This is a genomic window from Catenovulum adriaticum (genome assembly GCF_026725475.1).
GTDB classification, from domain to species: domain Bacteria; phylum Pseudomonadota; class Gammaproteobacteria; order Enterobacterales; family Alteromonadaceae; genus Catenovulum; species Catenovulum adriaticum.
This window is the reverse complement of the sequence record NZ_CP109965.1, coordinates 1,838,651-1,861,401: the sequence shown is the minus strand read 5'-3', so window position 1 is coordinate 1,861,401 and position 22,751 is coordinate 1,838,651. Positions and strand designations below refer to the sequence as shown.

Here is a 22,751-nt window from a genome sequence, read left to right as displayed (position 1 = left end):
GTCATTATTTTGAATAATCAGTTTAGCCGCGCCTGTTTTTTTCGCGCACCTTTTTTTGGCTCACCTTTGTTTGGCTCAATAAAGGCCAGTGTATTCACTGGCTTTTTTATTGCTACTTGTATGTTTTTAACAGCTTGCCAAACCCCACCTCATACGCAAAAACTGTTAAATAACCCACCCAATGTGCTTAAACACAAAATTGATAAAGTACCATTTTATCCGCAGCAAGATTATTTTTGTGGGCCTACCACATTGGCAGAAGTCGCTAATTTTTATGGCGGTAATTATTCGCCCGCACAAATAGCCCCTAATACTTTTGTGCCGGAACTACAAGGCACGCTGCAAATTGAAATGAAAGCTGCCACACGCCAGTTAGGCATGCTTGCATACACCCAAAAGGCAAGTTTAGAGCAGCTTTTAAAATTAATCGCAGAAGATATTCCCGTTATCGTATTACAAAACAATTCAATTGCATTATTGCCCCAGTGGCATTATGCCGTTGTAATTGGTTATGATATGAATACACAAGAAATTATTTTACATACAGGGGTAACCAAAAATCATCGGCTGGCGCTCTCTACGTTTGAGCGCACTTGGCAGCGCGGAGAATATTGGATGCTTGCGATGTTACCGCCGGATAAAACCAGTGATCAGCTAACGGCTTTTACTTATACCAAAGCGTGCCAAGCTTTATTAGATACTGGCCAAACGCAAGCGGGTGTTACCGCATTAAAGGCGGCGACAGAGCAATGGCCTGATTATTGGCTGGCTTATTTTTTATTAGCTAATCATTATTTAGGGCAACATTTAGCACAACAAAGTATAGACTCTATTCAGCAAGCACTGCGCTGGTACGAAAAAGGATTTGAATACTCAACTCAAGAGATCACCTATTTAAATAATTATGCATATGCGTTAGCACAAGCAAATTGTTACCCTCAGGCAATTGAGATGATTAATCATGCACTTAAATTGGCACCTGGCAATGCCAACATGATGGATACAAAACATCAAATATACCAAGACAAACAACAAGCCGTTTTAGTGCAACAATGCCCGCAGCATAATAAATTTAATGAGTGAGCTAACGCTTAAATTGAAATGAAATTAAACGTTAAAAAATAATATTGAGACTGCAATTTTAGCTTGATATTGTCGTTTAGATATAAACTTAAGTTATTATATTTAAGTCATAAGGCGGGCGGTTTGATTTAAATAAATGGCAAAACATGATTAAACAAATGCTTTTGCCAATTATCCACTAATAAGCTTTATTTTGGCTATTCAGACGGCGCTAACTTGGGTATAATCCGCGCTAAAATTTCTTGCTAAACTTTGACAACAAGCTGACCTAATATGACAAATAAAACTGTACTTCACGCTAAACATTTAGAAGCCGGTGCCAAAATGGTAGATTTTCACGGTTGGGAAATGCCAATCCGTTACGGCTCTCAAATAGAAGAGCACCAAGCGGTAAGACAGTCAGCAGGCATGTTTGACGTATCACATATGACTGTGGTTGATGTTAAAGGCGAACAAGCTCAGGCTTATTTGCAGTATTTATTAGCGAACGACGTTGCCAAGCTCACCCAGCCCGGCAAAGCGCTTTACTCTGGTATGTTAAACGAACAAGGCGGGGTAATAGACGACCTTATCGTTTATTTTTTTGCCACAGATGATTATCGTTTAGTGGTTAACTCTGCCACTCGTGAAAAAGATTTAGCTTGGTTAAATAAAGTTGCCGCTGATTTTAAAGTTAAACTGACCGAGCGCGACGATTTAGCCATGATTGCCGTTCAAGGCCCTAAAGCCAAAGCCATAGTCGGCGAACTATTAACGCCAGAGCAACAAACTGCAATTGCCGATATGAAATACTTTAACGGCGTACAAGCTGGCGATTTGTTTATTGCAACCACAGGTTACACCGGCGAAGCTGGCTATGAAATTTTATTACCTAACGAACAAGCCGCTGGTTTTTGGCAGCAATTATTAGATAAAGGCGTTGCGCCTTGTGGTTTAGGTGCACGAGATACTCTACGTTTAGAAGCCGGTATGAACTTATACGGCCAAGATATGGACGAACACACATCGCCTTTAGTAGCCAACATGGGTTGGACGATTGCATGGCAGCCAGAATCACGTGATTTTATTGGCCGCCGAGCGCTTATTCAAGCCAAAGCCGAACAAAGCGAAAAATTAGTGGGTTTGGTTATGCATGAAAAAGGCGTATTAAGAGCCGGCAGTAAAATACGTTGCGACGCAGGCGAAGGGATTATTACCAGTGGTACGTTTTCACCTAGTTTAGGGTTTAGTATTGCATTTGCTCGAGTCCCTTTAACCATTGGCGAAACGGCTGAGGTTGAAATGCGCAAAAAGTGGGTTAAAGTAAATGTAGTAAAACCTAGCTTTGTTCGTAACGGGCAATCTGTACTATAAACAGATATTAACCAATCAAGGTTAAGCCAAATAACTAATTTATCTTTTTTAATTTATTGATTTTAAGGAACTCAAAATGAGCAATATTCCTGCTGAGTTAAAATTTGTAACTAGCCACGAATGGGTTAGAAACGAAGGTGACGGTACAGTAACCGTGGGCATTAGTGATCATGCCCAAGATTTGTTAGGTGATTTAGTACACGTTGATTTACCTGATGTAGGCGAAGGGTTTACCGCAGGTGATGAAATTGCAGTGGTTGAATCAGTTAAAGCGGCATCAGATGTTTATTGCCCGGTAGCAGGTGAAGTTATTGAAGTGAATGAAGAGTTAGAAGACTCTCCAGAATTAGTGAATACCGATGCCTATGGCGATGGTTGGTTATTTAAGCTTAAAGTTGAAGATGAAGGTGAAGTAGACTCTTTATTAGACGCTGAAGGTTATGAGCAATCGTTAGACGACGAATAAATATCGCTTAACCAGAAACGCAATTAAACCTCGAAGCATGATAAAACTGGCTTCGGGGTTTTTTATTTTAAAAACTCGAATGTAAAGTTGTTTTATTCAAAGCTCGCCAGATTTAGTTACGCCTGCTTTAGTTATGTTAGCTTGTTAAATGCTGTGCTTATTTAGTTAAAAAACGATTTTACATTCGGGTTACACCCCAAAATTTTAAGTGCTTTGGGCATTTGCCTAAACCATTAAATCACATTACACCAGTTTGATTAGGATACCTAGTTGATGAACGACAATTTATCTTTACTTCAGTTAGAACAGCGAGATGACTTTATTCAGCGCCACATTGGCCCTGACGAAGCTGAGCAACAGCATATGCTTGCGACTTTAGGTTTAACATCGCTTGACGAATTAATCACCCAAACCGTGCCAAAAAATATTTTGCTTGAGCAAGCAATGCAATTAGGTGATGCGCAAACTGAAGTTGACACACTGGCGCAATTAAAAAAAATGGCGAATCAAAACCAAGTTTTTAATTCGTATATAGGGATGGGTTACTACCCAAATTTTACCCCAAATGTGATTTTACGTAACGTGCTAGAAAACCCAGGCTGGTACACAGCTTATACCCCGTACCAACCAGAAATAGCACAAGGCCGCTTAGAGTCATTATTAAATTACCAGCAAATGGTGATAGATTTAACGGGCATGGAAATCGCTAACGCTTCATTACTAGATGAATCAACAGCGGCTGCTGAAGCTATGGCAATGGCAAAACGCATGAGCAAAAATAAAAAATCTAACTTATTTTTTATCGCTGACGATGTACATCCACAAACCATTAATGTGACTAAAACCCGAGCTGAACTATTTGGCTTTGAAGTCATAGTGGCACCCGCTGACGAAGTGGTTAACCAAGATGTATTTGGCGCTTTATTTCAATACCCAAATACCACAGGCAATATTTATTCAATTGAAACACTCATTCAATCTGTTGCCGACAGAAAAGGGGTGACTGCGGTTGCTACTGATCTGTTAGCGCTAACACAACTAAAAACGCCCGCTGAATTAGGCGCAGATATTGTGTTAGGTTCAGCGCAACGTTTTGGTGTGCCTATGGGTTATGGCGGCCCTCATGCTGCATTTTTTGCCACTAAAGATAAATTTAAACGCTCATTACCCGGTCGTATTATTGGGGTATCAAAAGACAAGCGCGGCAAATTAGCGCTGCGCATGGCATTGCAAACACGCGAGCAACATATCCGCCGTGAAAAAGCCAACTCTAATATTTGTACTGCACAAGTATTATTAGCCAACATGGCCGCTTTTTATGCGATTTATCATGGCCCTAAAGGCTTAGATATGATTGCTAAACGCACCCAAAGATTAGCCAGCATGTTTGCGCTAGGTTTAAAAGCAAAAGGCGTTGAACTGGCTTCAGCATACTTTTTTGATACTGTGTGTTTTAAAACCGATGCTAAAACACAAATTATTGACAAAGCCAACGCCGCAGAAATTAACTTGCGCAGCGACTTAGATAACGCCATTGCGGTGAGTTTTGACGAAACCAAAACTCAAGCCGATTTAGCGCAATTATTCTCAGTTATATTAGGTGACGAGCATGGATTAGATTTGGCCGAGCTGGATAAACAAGCGACAGAATATCAGGCGATTCCTGATAACTTACAGCGTGAATCCGACTATTTAAGCCACCCAGTATTTAATACTCATCACTCAGAAACTGAAATGCTGCGTTACATTAAATCTTTAGAAAATAAAGATTTAGCCTTAAATCATTCAATGATTTCATTAGGCTCGTGCACCATGAAACTCAATGCCACAGCTGAAATGATCCCAGTTAGCTGGCCAGAATTTGCTAACTTACATCCATTTTCGCCTATTGAACAAGCGCAAGGCTACAAGCAAATGATCACCCAGCTTGAAAAATGGTTGGTAGAAATTACAGGTTACGATGCCATGTGCATGCAACCAAATTCAGGTGCGCAAGGTGAATACGCAGGCTTATTAGCCATTCGTAAATATCATGAAAGCCGCGGCGATAGCCACAGAAACATCTGCTTAATTCCTAGTTCAGCGCACGGTACTAATCCGGCCTCAGCTCAAATGGCCAGCATGAAAGTAGTTGTGGTTGCCTGTGATGAAAAAGGCAACGTAGATATGCAAGATTTAAAGCAAAAAGCGGCAGACGTGGCTGAAAATTTATCTTGTATCATGATTACATACCCATCTACTCACGGCGTTTATGAGCAAACTATTCGTGAAATATGCGACATAGTGCACCAGCATGGTGGCCAAGTTTATATGGATGGCGCTAACATGAATGCGCAAGTGGGTATTACCTCACCTGGATTTATTGGCTCAGACGTATCGCACTTAAATTTGCATAAAACTTTTTGTATACCACATGGCGGCGGTGGTCCAGGCATGGGGCCAATTGGGGTAAAATCGCACCTAGCACCTTTTTTACCTGATCACCCAGTGGTTAATGTGGTAAAAGAAAACGCAGATAACGGCGCAGTTTCAGCCGCACCTTGGGGTAGTGCCAGTATTTTACCTATCTCTTGGGTATATATTGCGTTAATGGGCGCAAAAGGCTTACGTAAAGCCACCGAAGTCGCCATTTTAAATGCTAATTATATTGCGACCAAATTGGCCGATCATTACCCCATTTTATACCGTGGCCAAAATAGCCGAGTTGCACATGAATGTATTATTGATTTACGTCCACTTAAAGCCAGCTCAGGCATCACAGAAATGGACGTCGCAAAACGCTTAATGGACTATGGTTTTCACGCACCGACTATGTCATTTCCGGTTGCTGGCACACTCATGGTTGAACCGACAGAATCTGAACCTTTGGTTGAAATCGACCGCTTTATTGACGCCATGATAGCGATTCGTGAAGAAATTGACCAAGTAGAAAAGGGCGTTTGGGCGTTAGATAATAACCCATTAGTCAACGCACCTCATACCATGACAGATTTGGTGGATGAAAACTGGAACCGTGCATACAGCCGAGAACTCGCTGTATTCCCAAGTCCAGCCGCAGCCGCCAATAAATTCTGGCCAACCGTAAACCGCATCGACGATGTTTATGGCGACCGGAATTTAATCTGCTCATGCCCAAGTATTGAGAGTTATGTAGAGTAGGGATTAGATATACTAAACCCCAAAAAAGCGGCGCCCAGCCGCTTTTTTTGTTTTTACCCCACCCAAATTTTTTTTGTATTAAATCAAAATAAATTCTTACGTAGGTTTCATAAGCCAGAGGCGCATGTAACGGTGTCTGGTAAGCCAGAGGCGCACCTGACGTTTCGGAGGCGCATGTAACAATTTATTGTAAGTCGGAGGTGCAGTTGACTGATTTTCCGGATCGGGCTGTGGCATTGCCTGCCTTGGATTAATATTTAACCGTCGGTTTTCACCACTTTCACCGAACTCGTTTTACGTAGGTTTCATAAGCCAGAGGCGCATGTAACAATGTTTGGAAAGTCGGAGGTGCAATTGACTGATTTTCCGGCTCGGGCTGCAAAGTCGCTGGCCTTGGGTTAACATTTAACCGTTAGTTTTCACCACTTTTACCGAACTCGTTTTTACGTAGGTTTCATAAGCCAGAGGTGCATGTAACAATGTTTGGTAAGTCGGAGGTGCAGTTGACGGTATTCGTGTTTGTGCAGCGGAGTTATCGGCCTTGAATTAACATTTAACCGTCGGTTTTCACCACTTTCACCGAACTCGTTTTACGTAGGTTTCATAAGTCAGAGGCGCATGTAACGGTGTTTGGAAAGTCGGAGGTGCGGTTGACTGATTTTCCGGCTCGGGCTGCAAAATCGCTGGCCTTGGGTGAACATTTAACCGTTAGTTTTCACCACTATTACCGAACTCGTTTTTACGTAGGTTTCATAAGCCAGAGGCGCATGTAACGGTGTTTGGAAAGTCGGAGGGGCAGTTGACGGGGTTGTCCCTTGTAACCTTAAAATCAGTCAGATGCAGTCCGAAAAAACTAATCAGCTTAAAGCCTTACCAGCATTAGTTCAGGTTTTATCTGACAGTTACCCGTCTTTACGTACTGAAAGTTGGGTAATACCGCGATAAATTACGTTATTTAAAAGAGTAAAAAGTCCCGCTTTTTGACCGTGCAAACTATCTATTTCCTGATGAATTAATTGATGTAGTTTTTGTAGTACAGGTAGTTCATCTTTCAGGTAACGTTTGATGTTTTGTGCTCTATATCTTTCTCTGATAAAATCGGTAAAGCATTCAATTTCTTTTAAGTGCCAATTTTTGATTGTTATAAACCATTTTTTTTCTGTATATTTGTTCAGGAAACAACTAGTGCTAAATTTTTTCTCTACTTCTTCATGAACGTTAGCCCAAGAAACTTTAATTTTATCAAATAGCTCGTCATCAGAGATTTTTGAATCTTCGGCTTCAAGTTTAGCACTGTGTTCTTCGTATAAATTAGAGATATCTGGGGTGTATAATTTAAATGTATGGTATTGATTTTCGGTATCTCGGTAAAACTCTTTCTTGTTGACATCTTTTTTAAGCATATTTATAAATTTTGATATGTTTTTATCATCGATAAAATTATGTTCAATTAAATATATATAAAACTGACAGGCTTCAAACCAACGTTTGATTGGTACATTTTCTTTTTTAAATCTCAGATTATTTAACTCGGTTAGCAGATAGTTAAAGTCATCTCGGTACAAACTTGAGTGGTTAAAAAGCAGTTGAGCTATCAGGTTTGTGTTTAAAACTATTTTGCCTAGCTCATTGATATCCATTGTGAGCTGAGTTTCATTACAGCAATAAGATACCATTTTTTCAGTTGGCGGATAGTAATCTCGATAACGGTTATAGAACTCATCTTGTTCATTAGTTTTTTGTATAGCATTGGGTTGAGCTTGGATTTTTGCTTTTATTGATTTATTTCCTAACGCGCTATAAATCTCCTTAACTGATTTTTCATGTTTGTAGTGCAAACAACTAATACGAATTAAATCTTTTGCAAATCCTGCTATTGTTACGTCAAGATCTACGTCTGGAATATCTTTAATTTGCGAATATATATACTTCAGCTTGTAAGCAACCCGTTTTAATACACGCAAATTTTTAAGCTCATATTTTTCAATTAAACGGATTAATTGAGGTTTAAAATCGAGCAGATCACCGTATGGTTCAAAAGCAATTTTAAATAACTCTTCTGTGTTATGAGAGAACTTTACTTTACCGGAAAATGCTTTTTCTAACAGAGAGTTATTGAGGTTTAATTCAGCAGAGTTTAAGACAAAAATAAATGAGAACTTATTTTCTTCTGCGAAATGCAGACATTCGCCGATAATTTGCTCTTGAAACTTCGTATCATTTAAACGCTCTAAATCGTCTAGTACCACAATTAAGTTTTCTAATCTTGCCATCAGAGCGTGTTTAATCGCACCACTTGATGTTTTTAATATATTGCCAATTGTTCCCGCGTTATCAGTATCGAATGCTTTAAATATTCCCAAAGCGCTATCTTTAACTTGACCAATCCAGTTTGGGTCAGCTTTATCGCTCAGGTACGAAGCTGAAATTAACTTATCGCGAAAGTCGTTTAAACTACTCAAACCGAATAAAGAAAAATAAATTATATTTTTGGTGTTAGATATTCTTTTTAGCTCAGGGTTCAGGGTGTGTTTTGTGTAATAAGTTTTGCCTGATCCCCAATCACCATCTAATTTAACCATTGACGGGAATGAATTATCTTCTAGTAGATGTTTAATTTGCTCTGCTGGTGAAGCCACGAATGATTCCAAATATTGCTGTTTGAGTAAATTTAACCTATCTGAGCATTCGAACTTTGTAAACTGATATTTAACACAATTTTTCAGGGAAAAGCAGAGCTAAAACCCAACGCTGAACTTTCATATAAACTCCGTACAAATTGTCGGATGCGCCTGTGGCTTATCACGACATTGTCAGGTGCGCCTCTGGCTTACCAGACCTACGAAAGAGTCTAATAAATGGCCGGATGGTATTCGTATCTGGCGTATGTGGTTTTCGGGATTTTGGGTTACTACTGGGTTACGGTTTTAATTTTCAGGGGAAAAGCCGAACTAAAATCCAACGCCTAAGTTTCATGTTTGCACGGAGCGATATTGTCAGGTGCGCCTCTGACTTATCCAGACATTGTCGGATGCGTCTCTGACTTATCCGACCTACAATAAACATGGGAGTTAATTAAAAATGGAGAGTAGGGGTGCGATATCGGCGGGTTTATGTGGCGGGTGGTTCATATTTTTTTACGGTAAATTTGCAAGATAAAAGAGCTAGTTGTTGGTTGAACAGGTTGATTTATTACGAGAATCTGTGCGTTGAGTTAATGATATCTCCACTAATCACTGCTATAGGGCTTAAACTATGGTTAACATCATAAATCCTAATCATATATTAATAGTAATTTAGCCGTTTTTGGCTAATTTTAGTGAATTAGCCATTTTCGGCTAATTAAAAGAATTAGCAATTTAAGACTAAGGAATCGTAGAGGAAGAAAGTTAGTTTCAGAGAGCTTAATTAAGTTTTAGTTTTATAGAACAAAAATTTGAAGTCACACACGCTATTAAGATTTTTATATTAAACATTAACTAAAAGTCAAAAGTTTTAAGTCGAACCCGACAAGGTACAAATTGTCGGATTCGCCTCTGGCTTATCATGACATTGTCAGGTGTGCCTCTGGCTTATCCAGACATTGTCGTATGCGCCTCTGGCTTATCCGACCTACAATAAACATGGGAGTTAATTAAAAATGGAGAGTAGGGATGCGGTATCGGCGGGTTTATGTGGCGGGTGGTTCATATTTTTTTACGGTGAATTTGCAGGATAAAAAGAGTCAGTTACTGGTTGAGCAGGTTGATTTGTTACGAGAATCTGTGCGTTGGGTTAAGCAGCGTAAACCGTTTAGGATTGATGCTTGGGTGGTTTTACCGAATCATTTACATGCGGTTTGGACTTTGCCTAAAAATGATACTGATTATTCAGGGCGCTGGCGCGAGATTAAAAAACGATTCAGGCATAATTTAGCCAAAGCTCAAGTCTTACCCGGTGCAAACGCACAGTTGATTAATCGTCCAATCTGGCAAAAGCGGTTTTGGGAACATACCATTCGAAACCAAGCTGATTTTAATCATCATATTGATTATGTTCATATTAATCCACTTAAACATGGTTTGGTTAAACAGGTAAAAGACTGGCCATATTCGAGCTTTCATCGAGCTGTGTTGCTCGGGGATTATTTAGTTAACTGGTGTGGTTAATTTAAAATTATTGGTGTATATTTAAAGTTATTGATTTAAATATACACAGTAAGTTTGGGTTTGGCCATAAGGTGAATGTGCTATTTGGCAAACTTACACCGGTGTATGAATCAAGTTGTGTTAGGTAAGCATGGATTAATAAATCAACTAATAAGCTTAAATTGACGCTCATTCTGCTAGGGAAGCGGTTTAAAATGTAAACTATAAAAAATCAATTTTCTGCGCGGCTTCAATTAGACAAAATTCCTATAATATTAATAAAAAGAGTATTTGATGAATAAGTATTACTTGTTACCTCTAGTCACTTTGTTGTTCGGTTGTCAAAGTATACCTAAAGGTGAGCGTTTGTTTTGCATAAGTGCAGACGATAAAAATCAGCCTCAATTTGAGTATTTTCCCACTCCAATCAGTAGGGTCGCTCCTAGATATCCAACAACAGCAGAGAAAGATGGTGTAGAAGGGTTTGTAAAATTTAAGTTTGATGTTTCAAAGAATGGCAAGCCTGTTAATATTAATATTGTTGAATCTTATCCAGGAACAGTTTTTAATTTAAACTCCAAACAAGCATTAAAAAAATGGAAATATAAACCAGCAAAATTTAATGGCGAGTCTATTCATTCTAGTTGTTATGAATTAACTTTAAATTTTCAGTTAAATTACTTGCGTGTTAAAAACACACCTAGTTAGTTAAAGACTTGGGTTTTTACACCGCAAGTCTTTGGCAGCCATTTTTGAAAGAAAAGTGAACGAAAAGTTATTTAATTTCGTATAAACGAATATTATCTATTAATAATATGCCAGTGTCTTTTCCTTTGATATTGTCAATATGGAAGTTAATAGGTTTGCCTGCTTTTAAAAACTTTCCGTCTATGGTGTTGCCAACGACTTGCCATTGGTTGATGTTTTCAATCGGTGAGCGCATCCATGGCGATTCGTCAACTTGGTTAAAAAGTTGGGCGTGACCTTCTAATAAAAAGGCATCAAATTCAAATCGATACTTTTTATTTTCGTTTATTTGGTCACGTAAGCGCCAAATACCGTACTGGACTTTAAAGTCACCTTTAGCTAAAACCACGCCTAAACTTTGCTTGCCGCTTTTAGCCGCTTCTGACATAGGGCCAAACTCAGCTAAATTTAATTGAGATTTTTCTTGCCGAGGTTTAGGAAAGTTTTTATCTAGTGGCTTTTCAAAACCGGGATTTGCATAGGCTAATAAGTTTTTGCCAGTAAATGACTGGTTTTGTTTTTGTTGATTACTTGGTTGGGTGTTTTGTTGCTGCTTATCGGCAGAAGCCGGTTTAGCCGCTTGTTGGTTCGACTTTGTGGTTTCTGCGGTTGAGGTACAGCCTAAAAGCAAACCGCTGGTTATTAAACTCACTATAAAAGATGATTTTTTTACGCTCATAAAAGCTCCACTTAAATTTTTATTATGGGTTTTCATTCAGTTTATTGATAAAGAAAATATTATGTAAGAACATAAACTAAGTTTTTCTCCATTGCAAACTGACATTTAAATATGAATTTTTTGGTGATTTACATCAAAGATTCGCTTATTTTTATATAAGATAAGCCATGATGAAAAACGATTACCGATAGATCAGTGTGGGTAACCACATTGACAATGACGGAATAAAAGTAACCAGCAATAACACAATAATTAATGGAATCACAAACGGTATAGTTGCTTTTGTACATTCTTCAAACGGCACTTTAGTCACTCGTGACAGTACATACAAAACCATGCCCACCGGTGGGGTTAATAAGCCAATCATTAAATTTAAAACCATCACTACACCAAAATGCACTGGGTCAATGCCTAGGCTTATCGCTATAGGCAATAACACCGGCGTTAAAATGGTAATTGCGGCAATGGTTTCCATAAAGCAGCCCACGGCGAATAAAATAAAGGTCATCATTAATAATATATAGGTTTTATTGTCGGTAATGGTTAGCATCCAACGGGTAAAATCTTCGGTCACATGTTGTGTGGTTAGCACCCATGAAAAAATCGCAGCACCGGCAATTATCAGTAAAATAATGCTTGTGGTTTCAATGGTTTCCATGCTGACTTTAACCAGTTTTTTAAAACTTAAAGTGCGGTATACCAAGCTGCCTAAAATAAGTGAATATACGGTGGCAGCTATTGCAGCTTCAGTGGCGGTAAAAATACCAAAGAGGATGCCGCCAATAATAATAACGGGTGTCATTAACGATAAAAAAGCTGACTTAAATGTGGTTGCGACACGCGGTATGCTAAAACTGGCATCTTTGGGGTAATTACGTTTTTTAGCGTAATAAGCCACCATTATCATTAAGGCAACCGCCATTAATAAGCCAGGAATAAAACCAGCTGCAAATAGTTGCCCAATAGAAGCGCCCGCCATAACGCCATAAATAATCATAGGTAAGCTGGGTGGAATAATTGGGCCTATAGTTGATGATGCCGCAGTAACCCCAACTGAAAAACCCGCATCGTAACCTTTGGCACGCATGGCTTTTACTTCAATTGCGCCTAGGCCGCCCGCATCAGCCACGGCTGCGCCAGACATACCGGCAAACATAATAGATGCACTAATATTGACATGGCCTAATCCGCCGCGCATCCAGCCAACTAATGAATTAGCAAAATCAAAAATACGGCTGGTGATACCTGCTGAGTTCATTAGTGCGCCAGCTAATACAAAAAAAGGAATGGAGAGTAGTGGAAAGCTATCCATACCGCCAACCATTCTATGTAAAACAACCAATTCCGGTACTTGCCCAAGGTAAATAATAGCGAATAAAGCAGACCCCGCTAGCGCAAAGGCAACCGGCACGCCAATAATAATCATGATAAATAGAGAAATCAGTAATATTGCAATAACCATGAAAATTCCTTTAATCGCAAGAGGTTAAGTTATCGTCAGCGGATTTGCTTGCTGGCGTTGATAAAATACAAAATAAATATTGGCAGCTACGGACAATCATTATGCATAAACAGCCTAAAACAACACCGTATAACACACCAACAGAAACAGGCAGTGAAGCCATTTGATGGATACTAATGAGTGGGATTATTTGCCAAGCAAAATAGGCTAAAGTGATTAAAAATAGCAGGTTAAAAAAGGCGATAAGCCGATAAATATAGTGTGAAAGTTGATAGGGCAACCAGCGATGAAACAGCATAACAAAAATATGGCTGTTGTTTCGAATGCCAATACAACTGCCAATAAAGCCTAGGCAGACAAGTTGATAACGTGCTAGCTCTTCGGTCCAGCCAAGTGGTGATGAAAACACATAGCGGCTTAAAAATTGTGAAAACACGGTGAGTGCTAACAACCAAAACAATATAAAGGCTAGCCAGTCTTCAAATTTATAATCTCGATACGAAAAGTGACTGTCTTCTTCAATATGAAAAACGCTGGTTTTTTCTGGTGATAGAGCCTCTTGTGCTGCAATGTCTGTTTGCTTATTTGATGTTTTGTAATCGGTCATAGTAAGCCGCCCCTAGTGTTTCTTTAATCCCTTGGTGTGAAGGTAGTACTTGTTTTCTAAAAGCGTTTCGGTCGACAGTTAAAATCTCAGAGCCTTGTTTTTTAAACCAAGCAATTAGATCTTTTTCTGATTGGCGTGTTTCGGTTGAAACATTAGCTGCGGCTTGTTTTAAGGTTTGGCTAAAAATTTGTTTATCTTCTGGCGATAAAGATGACCATAAACGATCGCTGGCTACCGTGAGTACCGAGCCTTGTAGATGACCCGTTAAGCTAATATATTTTTGTACTTCGTAAAATTTTTTGGCTTTGATGGTAGGAAGCGGGTTTTCTTGTGCATCGACCACACCTTGTTGCAGCGCTAAATAAACTTCAGAAAACGCGATAGGGCTAGGGTTAGCGCCAACCGCTAGCGGAAACATTTTATAAATAGACGCATTTGGAACACGTAACTTTAAATTTGTCATATCGGCGGGCGTTAAAATAGGTTTGTTTGAAGTTAAGTGCCGTTGCCCGTAGTAATTATTGCCCACGACTCGATTGCCGTGTGACGCTTTTTTGTAGCCCTCGATTAATTCGGCAAATAAATCGCTTTCGTTAAAGTGTTGCCAGTGTTGGTAATCACGAAATATATAAGGTAGTTCAGACAATGCCATGGGCGGGTAATTTTGTGCCGCAAAGCTGGTGCCTGTGTAAATAATATCAACTGTGCCTAAACTTAGGCTTTGATTGAGCTCTGCCTCTTTACCCATGATGGATACTGGAAAAACGTCAATCGCGTAGCGTCCATTTGTTTTGCGTTCTATTTCTTGGGCAGCCCAAACCGACCATGTGTGTAAAGGCTCAGATATTTCGTAAACATGTGCCCATGTTAGTTGTTTAACTTTTTCTTTAGCGCTAAGCGTTTGGGTAAAAAAAGCTAGGCTAATCAATATTAAACTGGATAAAACAAACCGAAAGCGGGCTTGTTTATGTGCTAGGGTTTTTAACAAAAACATGTTTATGATCCATATTTTTCATTATTGATGTTATTTTAATTTATACATCCTGTTACTTATTGGTTGTAAATGCAAGTTAAATAGTAATAATTTTAATGTTAATTGTTTACCATTTGTTGATAATTACTTTTATATGAAATATCTTTAGCAAACTAATAATGTGGCTCAATACGTTGTTGGATTAGTTTTCTATAAAATCTCTATTTGAGCTAAACTAAACTCACTTAATTAAAATTGATGGCGACACGACTATGCTAGAACTAAATATAAATAATGAAATACATCAAGTTGAAGCGCCAGACGACATGCCTGTGTTGTGGGTATTACGTGATTTATTAAAAAAAACAGGCACTAAATTTGGTTGTGGTATGGGGCAGTGTGGCGCTTGCACTATTCATATAAATGGTCAGGCGATGCGCGCTTGCATTACGCCTGTTGGGGTTGCCAAAAATGCTAAAATTACCACAATAGAAGGCGTTAGCCGAAAAGGTGAGCATCCTATTCAAATTGCGTGGAAAGAAAACAATGTTCCCCAGTGCGGCTATTGTCAGTCTGGCCAAATAATGAGTGCACTTACCTTATTAGAAAATAATAAAGCCCCAACAGATGAAGATATTAATAATCACATGTCGGGTAATATTTGTCGGTGTGGTACTTATCCACGTATCAAACAAGCTATTAAACAAGCCGCCGCGGTGCTCGCGACAGATACGGGAGATAAATAATGGAAACTTTAAAATTATCTCGTCGTGATTTTTTAACTTACGCTGGGATTTCTGGCAGCGGTTTATTGTTAGGATGTAGCGCGGTTCCTAAATCGCCACTGGAAAAATTCCAAGCTCCGTTGAGTAGCGAACCTCAAAGACTCAATATATTTGTCGCCATTAAACCAGATAACAGTGTCGAAATTGTCAGTCACCGAGTTGAAATGGGGCAAGGCTCTAAAACGGGGATTCCACAAATAATTGCAGACGAACTGGAAGCCGATTGGCAGCAGGTTAATGTGATTCAAGGGTTAGGCGATAAACGCTACGGTGACCAAAATACAGATGGATCAACTAGCATTCGTAAATTTTACGACAAATTACGAGAAATGGGCGCATCTGCCCGAACCATGCTAGAGCAAGCCGCCGCTGATTATTGGCAAACCGACCTAACAAATGTGTATGCCAAACAAAATAAGGTTATTAATAAACTAACCGGAAGCTCGTTAACTTTTGGTGATTTAGCTGAGCTTGCCAGCAAACAAGCGGTACCTAAAGTTGAATCTTTGGTTTATAAATCACCTGAGTCATTCAATTTTATTGGCAAGCCGGTCCCTATTGTTGATTTAGACGATATCTTGGTTGGTAATACGACTTTTGGAATTGATATTGATTTACCTGATTTATTAATTGCCTCAATTGAACGTTGCCCTGTTATTCACGGCAAGGTGAAAACCTTTGATGCAACGCAGGCGTTAAAAATTCCGGGTGTAATTGATGTGATTGAAATGCCTAGCACACCAGAAACGGTTGTATATTTTCCGTTATCAGGCGTCGCTGTATTGGCAACTAACACTTGGGCTGCAATGCAAGGGCGAAAAGCGTTAAAAATTGAGTGGGACTTAGGTAAAAATAAAAATCATGATTCACAAAAAGGTTTTTCTACTTTTAAAAATAACTTAAAAAATGCCCCGCAATTGGTCGCAAAACGTGGCGACGTGAGTAAAGGTTTTGCAAGCGCCAGCCAAATCGTTGAAGCTCAATATCAAACCCCTTATTTAGCACATGCGCCTATGGAACCCCCTATGGCAACGGCTTGGTTTCATGATGATATTTGTGAAGTATGGGCTTGTGTACAAGATCCACAAGCTGTGATGGCACAAGCTGCAGCGATGACAAAACGACCTAAAGAAATGTTTAAAGTTCAGCCCACTTTACTGGGCGGTGCGTTTGGGCGTAAATCGAAATCAGATTTTGCCAATGAAGCCGTTTATTTGGCAGATAAAACTCAACGCCCTGTTAAAGTGGTTTGGAGCCGGGAAGATGATATTCAATTAGGTTATTATCATGCTGGCGCAGTTGAAAATATAAAAGCGGGACTTGATGAAAATGGCAATATTACCGCTTGGCATCAACAAGCGGCCTATCCCAGCATAGGGTCAACCTTTAATCACCAAACTAATACGCCACAAGATTTTGAATTGAGTTTAGGCTTTGGTGATTTTGCTTACGATATTGATAATGTATTAATGGAAAAAGCGGAGGCCAAAGCACCGGTGCGTATTGGCTGGATGCGTTCAGTTTGTAATATTCAACACGCATTTGCGTTAAACTGTTTTCTTGATGAAGTGGCTCATGCCGCTAATATACCCACAGCGCAGTTGATGGTGCAGTCGTTAGGGGCTGATCGGGATATTAACCATAAACAAGTTTATGATTTTAACTTTACTAATTATGGTGAAGAATTAAGTCGTCACCCTTATTCAATTGCGCGTTATCGTCATGCTTTAGAAACATTAATCGCAAAAACGCCAATTAATGAAGCATTACCAAAAGGGCAAGGGTGGGGTATTGCGGTACATCGTAGCTTTGTCAGTTATGTTGCTGTGGCAAGCAAAGTGCAGGTGGTTGATAATAAGTTAACTGTTAAAGAAATTCATTGCGCAATTGATTGTGGCTTAGCCATTAACCCTGACCGAATTAAATCGCAGATGGAAGGGGCAATGATTTTTGGTATGTCGATAGCGCTAATGGGCCAAATTGATATTAAAGATGGAGCAGTGGTGCAATCTAATTTTCATGATTATCCGGTGACTCGAATCAATCAAGTCCCCAAAATTGTTGTGCACTCAATTAACCCTAATGAAAATCCGCCGAGTGGCGTTGGTGAGCCAGGTGTACCACCTGTAGCACCTAGTATTGTTAATGCGGTATTTGCTGCGACAGGTGAGCGATACCGCACGTTACCATTAAATCAGCATTTAATGGTTTAAAGGTATTGCGGTTATGGTTTTAATGTAATTAATTGCCAATGAGTCAAAATAAAAAAAAGCCCGATAAATTTCGTTTATCGGGCTTTTTTGTAAACTCAAGGGCTAATTATTTGGCTCTTGAGTTTAACGATTAAATTAGTGGCCTAATTCTAAAATCCCCCAAACTTCAAGGTTGTTTACTGGTAACAGGATATCACCATTTGCATTGGTTGAAACCGCTAGGTTAGTTGTTGTTCCATCGGGTAAATGCAAGGTTGCAGTGGTGATAGTATCAGGGAAGTAACCTTGCGGAATGGCTATTTCAACGCCATTTAAGGTAGGTGTTACGCCACCAGAAAATGGACGGTTAACTAAGTGCACAACATAGGGCGCATTAGCATTTGTTTCATGAATGCGAGATACCGCCGATACTGTTTCGTTTGAAACCACTCCGTTAATACTTACATTAATATCAATGCCCGTTATGCTACCGCGTTGGCCGATATGTCGCACTTTACTGCCTTGCTGATCTAAGAGCGATTGTTGTTCTGTGGTTAAGTATTGTAGGTCACCGTCATAGAAAATATGCTCAAACTGAGCAAAATCTTCATTACGAGGTACGACAGGGTAACCTGCGTCACCAAACACCAGCATATCAAAGTTAATATTATCTTCTGTTAGTAGTTTGACACTTGATTGCACTTGATTTCCACCATCAATAAAACCCGCTTTCATTGATGAGTACATTGCATGCACTAAACCGACTTTAGAGTAAGAAGTGTAGTTATCTAACAAGGTTTCTTTTGCGCGAACAAATTGGTAAAGGTCTCGGTAATTATCTGCACCGGGCGACCAGGTAAATACTTCTCCGCCTACCCATACATTTGCCGGAATGGCGAATAAGCCTCCGTAAGCATAAGCTTGAGCGACCCAACCACGGCCAAAGCGAGGCGCATCTTGAATACGAAGCTCGTCAAACTCCCAAGGGTATGGAAAGTAAGCTAAGGTTTTATCAACCGCTTGCGCGCCTTTTAAGTGAACCAATATATTGGTTGGCAATTCAGCAATTGTGGTTCTTGCACCTAAGTTTAATTCACCTGATAAAAAGGTGATGTTTTCGTTAAAAATATAACCTCTAGATTCGAACAATTGTGTACTCGCACCAATTTCAATGTCTGGGCGTTGTAAACGAATGTAATCTAATACCTCGGCAAATTTTTGATTCCATACATCGCGATTAAAGTAAATAAAATCTTCAAGCAAAGGTACGTTACCAGACAGAGTATCTGCCGCATTTGAGAATGAGGTATGTGTTACGCCTGCATTCAGTAAATGCTGTTTATAGTTAAAGGTACTGATATCGTTAATACCCATAGCGAAAAGGGCTGAGCTACTATACTTTTTATCTAACCAGATGCGGAAATTTTCCATTGCATAAGGTGAGAAATCACCACCAAACGTACGCATATCAGTTGAGCGAGTCGAGTTAGTTTGGGTATCAAACATTAATTTATCTGGATTCGCTTTTAACAGCTGATCAACTTGCGATTTAAGAAAAGGCACAAATGCAGGGCTATGGTTACTTAACCAATGATTGTTATAACCATTGTGGCTTAAGTAGCCCATAAAGGTCATTCGTACATTACGATCATCAAGTGTTTGTACATAGTGTGGTTGCGGGTTAGTTACGTATTCTGTAAACCAACCGTAGCCCCAATCAAACTCACCACGAGCTGTGTATTCAAACCCTTCGCTTTGAAACACGTCAACTACATTGACGGCCCAGTCCATGATTACCGTTTCGTCGTAAAAATCGTGCTCTGGTGGGTGTCCCCAAAACGCACCTGTTGCACCAAAGTTATCATATCCGTCTAGCTCGTGGTTTTGTGGATAGGTGTACCAAACATCTGATTTTAAAACCTGTTTATTAGCCGGAATGTCAACTGGCTTTTTAAGATAGGTTAGTGTTGTTTGAGGGCCTTTAACTTCGGCAACAAAATGATCATTTGGGTTATAATGGCGCGCTGGTACATAGGTGCTGTCATTCACTCGAGTGAACCTGACTTTATCGCCGCCCCATTGCCAATCTGAGCCCCCGATTGCTTCCACTCGGATAGTGGCTGCCCCCGATTGCTCAACCACAAAGTTGCCTCCATAAAGTTCTATCTCTTCAGATACGTCCCAGCTACCTGTTTCGGCAAAATATCCCCACGCCATTGGCTCACCATTTAAATCAACACGAGCGCCATAACTGCCTGCATTTTCTGCGGCAATGGTAATGTAGGCTTTATAAGTACCTGGTTGGGTAAATGTAACATTGTAATCCCCCCAGTCACCGTTCGTTACCCAGTTAACGCCCGTGCTAGTGTCTCCAAAACCTTCGACACTGTCACCACCAACACGGCCTGTTGTACCTGTGGTAACAAAGTCTTCTAGTTCTATTATTATGTCACCTGCTGCAGGTTCAGGCTCAATGGGGGTGACTTGAGTTAATTTGAACGAGTCCATATTCCATTGCCAAGCGGATCCAATAGCATGTAACCGGATGGTGGATGATCCAGCAGGCAAAGTGACTGTATGAGAAGGGGTTAGGGGTTGAAAATTGTTCCAGCTACTTAAAGGTACATTAACAACACCTTGACTGACCCAAGCACCATTTGTATTCACTAGTACTTCAATACTAGGGCCAGATTGAACACTTGTCCCCACAAGGTATTCAATGCTGTATTCACCACCTTCAGCTGTAATGTTGTAATCAACGAAATCTCCAGCGTTAATAAAATTAATGGCTTCAAGACCATTGACACTATATGTACTGACGGGATTAGGTTGACCATCGTTGAAAGTGCCGCCTGAATTATCAAACGACTCAGCTTGTAACACTAAGGTATCCGCGTAGGCCTCTGCACTAAGTAAAGCAATTGACAATGCAATGCTTGACCTTAGCCATGAGCGTTTAGCTTTAAACATCTTAATCTCCTATTGTTTATTTAATACTTCCTAGATAATTGTTTAACCTGATTACCAGATATCAGTGTTATTTTATTAATTACACTCAACTGGTGATGGTTAAAAATTTACTGTTAATTGATAACAATATTTTAGTGCACAAAAAAATTGCCCTCGCGTTTTGAGAAACCTCAAAATGCGACGGCATATAAAACGGAAAAAATTTACAAACGATATTTTTGTGAATTTTTTGTTTTTATTGTTTGTTTTTTTTGCATAATTAGGTTAGATCATGAACGTAAATTAAACAATGATACTTATGTAATATTTCTTAAATATTATATATATAATTGATTTTAAATGATTAAATTATAATAATTTCATTATTTGCATAATGTTAATTATTTTTTGATTTTTGTTTACATTATTTTGGAGGTGAATTGCTTGTTACAAATATAAATTGCCAATAATTTGTGACTTTGTTTCTAATTGTGATCTGGGTCACAAGTTTTATAGGCTGGATAATTGAAGCTAAGATGATTTTATAATCAGGGGTTAATAGTTAACTTGATAAAAAAAGCTAAATTTTCATTAATAAAATTCAGTATAAGTGTAGCTATAACACGGTTGTTAAGCGATTGAGCGTTAGCAAATAAAGAATTTTAAAGGCAATTTTTATACCATTTTTTTAGGTTTGGTTTTTTATAACTTATAGGGTTTATATATAAATTTAATTTGTCTTTAAACGCAATAAAAATGATTTTAACAGTCACGATTAAGTAATTGCTTATATACCCGTGAAGCTTCCGAAGGGCTGGGTTAAAAATGCCTGATACTGAGTCAAATTATTTTTACGTACGACTGCATGGGGGCGGGAGATAGAATAACGTAGGAGCAGTTATCGAGAATGACTATATTGACAACAATTTTTCTTGCCTCATGCATTTTTTCTCCGGCTGCAATCAGTATTTTGAAGTAACACGGGTATATGTGCCAGAAGAGATTAATTTAAAGTTGTTGTATTACAATTCACTCAGTAAACTAGTACGCATTTCTGGTGAGCTTATGCTCACCGCATTTTTAATGCGTATTTTGGGATAAGCAATGAATTTAGAACAAATCTTAAATGCTTTAGTTAATGTACAGGCTGAAGATGACTTGCCCTTGGTAGGGTTAGAGGCGGCAAAAGCTAATTGGCCTTTATTTTATCCTGAATTAATAAAAATTATGGATGAATTTATTGCCAACCCTAAAGCAGTCACACCTGAAAGACAAAATATTTTATTTTATGGCACTTGGCTGTTGGCTGAGCTTAAATATACCCCGGCATTAGATAAAGTTTTAGAGTTATTTGCTTGCCAAGATACTTTTTTAACGCCGATTGAAAGCGTATTTGGGGATGCATTAACTGAGCTGGTACCGAGCCTATTTTATATTTTAGCAAATGGTAATCCAGAAGTTTTATCTGATTTTGTTTTAGGCGACCATTTTGCTATGTATAGCAAAGGCTCAGCAATAGAGGTAGTATTTGCCCAATATGAAGCGGGTATTGTGAGCAAAACCGAATTAACAGACTATGTGTCGCTGTGGCAAACTTCATTTTTAGCATCGCCCGGGATGACAAGCAGCTTTTTATTAAGTGTATTGGCAACATCTTGCATTGATTATCAATTAGATAGCTTTAAAAACGAATTTAATGCGCTATGTAGCAAAAATGTGTTTGATGAAGATAGAGCTTCATTAGACGAGATTAAAGCTTGGGCTAGTATAGATGGCGGAAAGTTACTTGAAGCGGGCTTAATTCAAGAAGATTTCAATGTTGTTGAAAGCTTAACTTATTGGGGCATTCAAAAACCTGATCATGAAGAAAAGAGTGCGCAAGTAGAAGCAGACATCGCTCAGATAATGTCTGAAAACGGGCTGTTAGATAATATAATGTATGATGAACAATTTATTTTAGAAAACAGTGTGCCTGTGACCAGTTTAGCTAAAGTCGGGCGTAACGATCCTTGTCCTTGCGGTAGTGGCAAAAAGTATAAAAAATGCTATTTGCATTAGGATGTGGGAATCTTTGTACTCTTTTTTAGCAATTGATGCTTGGTAAGGGTAGTAAGCTGCTGGGTAAGTATCAATAAATCATCTAGACCATCTATTGTCTAAACCCAGCGG

Annotated in this window: 15 protein-coding genes; 9 read left to right on the top strand and 6 right to left on the bottom strand. The window is 39.1% G+C overall.

Features of this window, described 5'->3' with window-relative positions; translation table 11 throughout:
• The first annotated feature begins 9 nt into the window (after positions 1–9).
• The 4 genes from OLW01_RS08170 to gcvP all read left to right on the top strand — a co-directional run bounded on the left by OLW01_RS08170 (position 10) and on the right by gcvP (position 6,061).
• Positions 10–1,083, top strand: coding sequence for a PA2778 family cysteine peptidase (locus OLW01_RS08170; protein WP_326498567.1), 1,074 nt, complete (start codon positions 10–12; stop codon positions 1,081–1,083).
• Positions 1,084–1,356: 273 nt separating this feature from the next.
• Positions 1,357–2,436 carry a glycine cleavage system aminomethyltransferase GcvT gene (gene gcvT / locus OLW01_RS08165; RefSeq protein WP_268073354.1) on the top strand — a complete coding sequence of 360 codons (1,080 nt, stop codon included), beginning with the start codon at positions 1,357–1,359 and terminating at the stop codon, positions 2,434–2,436.
• Between the two features lie 76 nt (positions 2,437–2,512).
• A complete protein-coding gene (gcvH, locus tag OLW01_RS08160; protein ID WP_268073353.1) occupies positions 2,513–2,902 on the top strand; it encodes a glycine cleavage system protein GcvH in 390 nt (129 codons plus the stop codon).
• Positions 2,903–3,175: 273 nt separating this feature from the next.
• Positions 3,176–6,061, top strand: coding sequence for an aminomethyl-transferring glycine dehydrogenase (gcvP, locus tag OLW01_RS08155; protein ID WP_268073352.1), 2,886 nt, complete (start codon positions 3,176–3,178; stop codon positions 6,059–6,061).
• Positions 6,062–6,963: 902 nt separating this feature from the next.
• On the opposite strand, the gene OLW01_RS08150 is transcribed toward gcvP, so the two are convergent.
• Positions 6,964–8,700: a P-loop NTPase fold protein gene (locus tag OLW01_RS08150; RefSeq protein ID WP_268073351.1), complete on the bottom strand. Its 1,737-nt coding sequence runs from the start codon at positions 8,698–8,700 to the stop codon at positions 6,964–6,966.
• 1,014 nt (positions 8,701–9,714) lie between these two features.
• Between OLW01_RS08150 and OLW01_RS08145 the strand changes: the two genes are divergently transcribed.
• On the top strand, positions 9,715–10,209 hold the full coding sequence (locus OLW01_RS08145; RefSeq protein ID WP_268073350.1) for an REP-associated tyrosine transposase: 495 nt from the start codon (positions 9,715–9,717) through the stop codon (positions 10,207–10,209).
• A gap of 273 nt (positions 10,210–10,482) precedes the next feature.
• Entirely contained in the window at positions 10,483–10,896 is a 414-nt protein-coding gene (locus tag OLW01_RS08140; protein WP_268073349.1) for an energy transducer TonB, read from the top strand.
• 67 nt (positions 10,897–10,963) lie between these two features.
• On the opposite strand, the gene OLW01_RS08135 is transcribed toward OLW01_RS08140, so the two are convergent.
• The 4 genes from OLW01_RS08135 to OLW01_RS08120 form a co-directional block, all read right to left on the bottom strand.
• Complete coding sequence (locus OLW01_RS08135; RefSeq protein ID WP_268073348.1) at positions 10,964–11,614, bottom strand: hypothetical protein; 651 nt, start codon at positions 11,612–11,614, stop codon at positions 10,964–10,966.
• A gap of 181 nt (positions 11,615–11,795) precedes the next feature.
• On the bottom strand, positions 11,796–13,076 hold the full coding sequence (locus OLW01_RS08130; protein ID WP_268073347.1) for a TRAP transporter large permease: 1,281 nt from the start codon (positions 13,074–13,076) through the stop codon (positions 11,796–11,798).
• A 10-nt stretch (positions 13,077–13,086) separates the two neighbouring features.
• Positions 13,087–13,683, bottom strand: coding sequence for a TRAP transporter small permease (locus tag OLW01_RS08125; RefSeq protein ID WP_268073346.1), 597 nt, complete (start codon positions 13,681–13,683; stop codon positions 13,087–13,089).
• The gene (locus OLW01_RS08120) at positions 13,658–14,677 is read right to left on the bottom strand and encodes a sialic acid TRAP transporter substrate-binding protein SiaP (RefSeq protein WP_268073345.1); all 1,020 of its coding nucleotides are present in this window, start codon (positions 14,675–14,677) and stop codon (positions 13,658–13,660) included. The genes OLW01_RS08125 and OLW01_RS08120 overlap by 26 nt, the downstream gene beginning before the upstream one ends.
• A 251-nt stretch (positions 14,678–14,928) precedes the next feature.
• Here OLW01_RS08120 and OLW01_RS08115 point away from each other — a divergent pair, with 251 nt between their 5' ends.
• Together OLW01_RS08115 and OLW01_RS08110 are read left to right on the top strand one after the other, a co-directional pair.
• Positions 14,929–15,402, top strand: coding sequence for a (2Fe-2S)-binding protein (locus OLW01_RS08115; RefSeq protein ID WP_268073344.1), 474 nt, complete (start codon positions 14,929–14,931; stop codon positions 15,400–15,402).
• The gene (locus tag OLW01_RS08110; protein WP_268073343.1) at positions 15,402–17,654 is read left to right on the top strand and encodes a xanthine dehydrogenase family protein molybdopterin-binding subunit; all 2,253 of its coding nucleotides are present in this window, start codon (positions 15,402–15,404) and stop codon (positions 17,652–17,654) included. Before OLW01_RS08115 ends, OLW01_RS08110 begins: the two co-directional genes overlap by 1 nt.
• 135 nt (positions 17,655–17,789) lie before the next feature.
• On the opposite strand, the gene OLW01_RS08105 is transcribed toward OLW01_RS08110, so the two are convergent.
• Positions 17,790–20,603 (bottom strand): carbohydrate-binding protein, encoded by a 2,814-nt coding sequence (locus tag OLW01_RS08105; RefSeq protein ID WP_268073342.1) that lies wholly within the window; start codon positions 20,601–20,603, stop codon positions 17,790–17,792.
• Positions 20,604–21,686: 1,083 nt separating this feature from the next.
• On the opposite strand from OLW01_RS08105, the gene OLW01_RS08100 reads away from it, so the two are divergent.
• The gene (locus OLW01_RS08100) at positions 21,687–22,640 is read left to right on the top strand and encodes a DUF1186 domain-containing protein (RefSeq protein ID WP_326498566.1); all 954 of its coding nucleotides are present in this window, start codon (positions 21,687–21,689) and stop codon (positions 22,638–22,640) included.
• Positions 22,641–22,751 lie beyond the last annotated feature (111 nt).

Bases quoted from the DNA above. Each gene is read 5' to 3' on its own strand.
- gcvT (WP_268073354.1), top strand. From the start codon at position 1,357: ATGACAAATAAAACTGTACTTCACGCTAAACATTTAGAAGCCGGTGCC.
- gcvH (WP_268073353.1), top strand. From the start codon at position 2,513: ATGAGCAATATTCCTGCTGAGTTAAAATTTGTAACTAGCCACGAATGG.
- gcvP (WP_268073352.1), top strand. From the start codon at position 3,176: ATGAACGACAATTTATCTTTACTTCAGTTAGAACAGCGAGATGACTTT.
- OLW01_RS08145 (WP_268073350.1), top strand. From the start codon at position 9,715: ATGCGGTATCGGCGGGTTTATGTGGCGGGTGGTTCATATTTTTTTACG.
- OLW01_RS08140 (WP_268073349.1), top strand. From the start codon at position 10,483: ATGAATAAGTATTACTTGTTACCTCTAGTCACTTTGTTGTTCGGTTGT.
- OLW01_RS08135 (WP_268073348.1), bottom strand. From the start codon at position 11,614: ATGAGCGTAAAAAAATCATCTTTTATAGTGAGTTTAATAACCAGCGGT.
- OLW01_RS08130 (WP_268073347.1), bottom strand. From the start codon at position 13,076: ATGGTTATTGCAATATTACTGATTTCTCTATTTATCATGATTATTATT.
- OLW01_RS08125 (WP_268073346.1), bottom strand. From the start codon at position 13,683: ATGACCGATTACAAAACATCAAATAAGCAAACAGACATTGCAGCACAA.
- OLW01_RS08120 (WP_268073345.1), bottom strand. From the start codon at position 14,677: ATGTTTTTGTTAAAAACCCTAGCACATAAACAAGCCCGCTTTCGGTTT.
- OLW01_RS08115 (WP_268073344.1), top strand. From the start codon at position 14,929: ATGCTAGAACTAAATATAAATAATGAAATACATCAAGTTGAAGCGCCA.
- OLW01_RS08110 (WP_268073343.1), top strand. From the start codon at position 15,402: ATGGAAACTTTAAAATTATCTCGTCGTGATTTTTTAACTTACGCTGGG.
- OLW01_RS08105 (WP_268073342.1), bottom strand. From the start codon at position 20,603: ATGTTTAAAGCTAAACGCTCATGGCTAAGGTCAAGCATTGCATTGTCA.
- OLW01_RS08100 (WP_326498566.1), top strand. From the start codon at position 21,687: ATGAATTTAGAACAAATCTTAAATGCTTTAGTTAATGTACAGGCTGAA.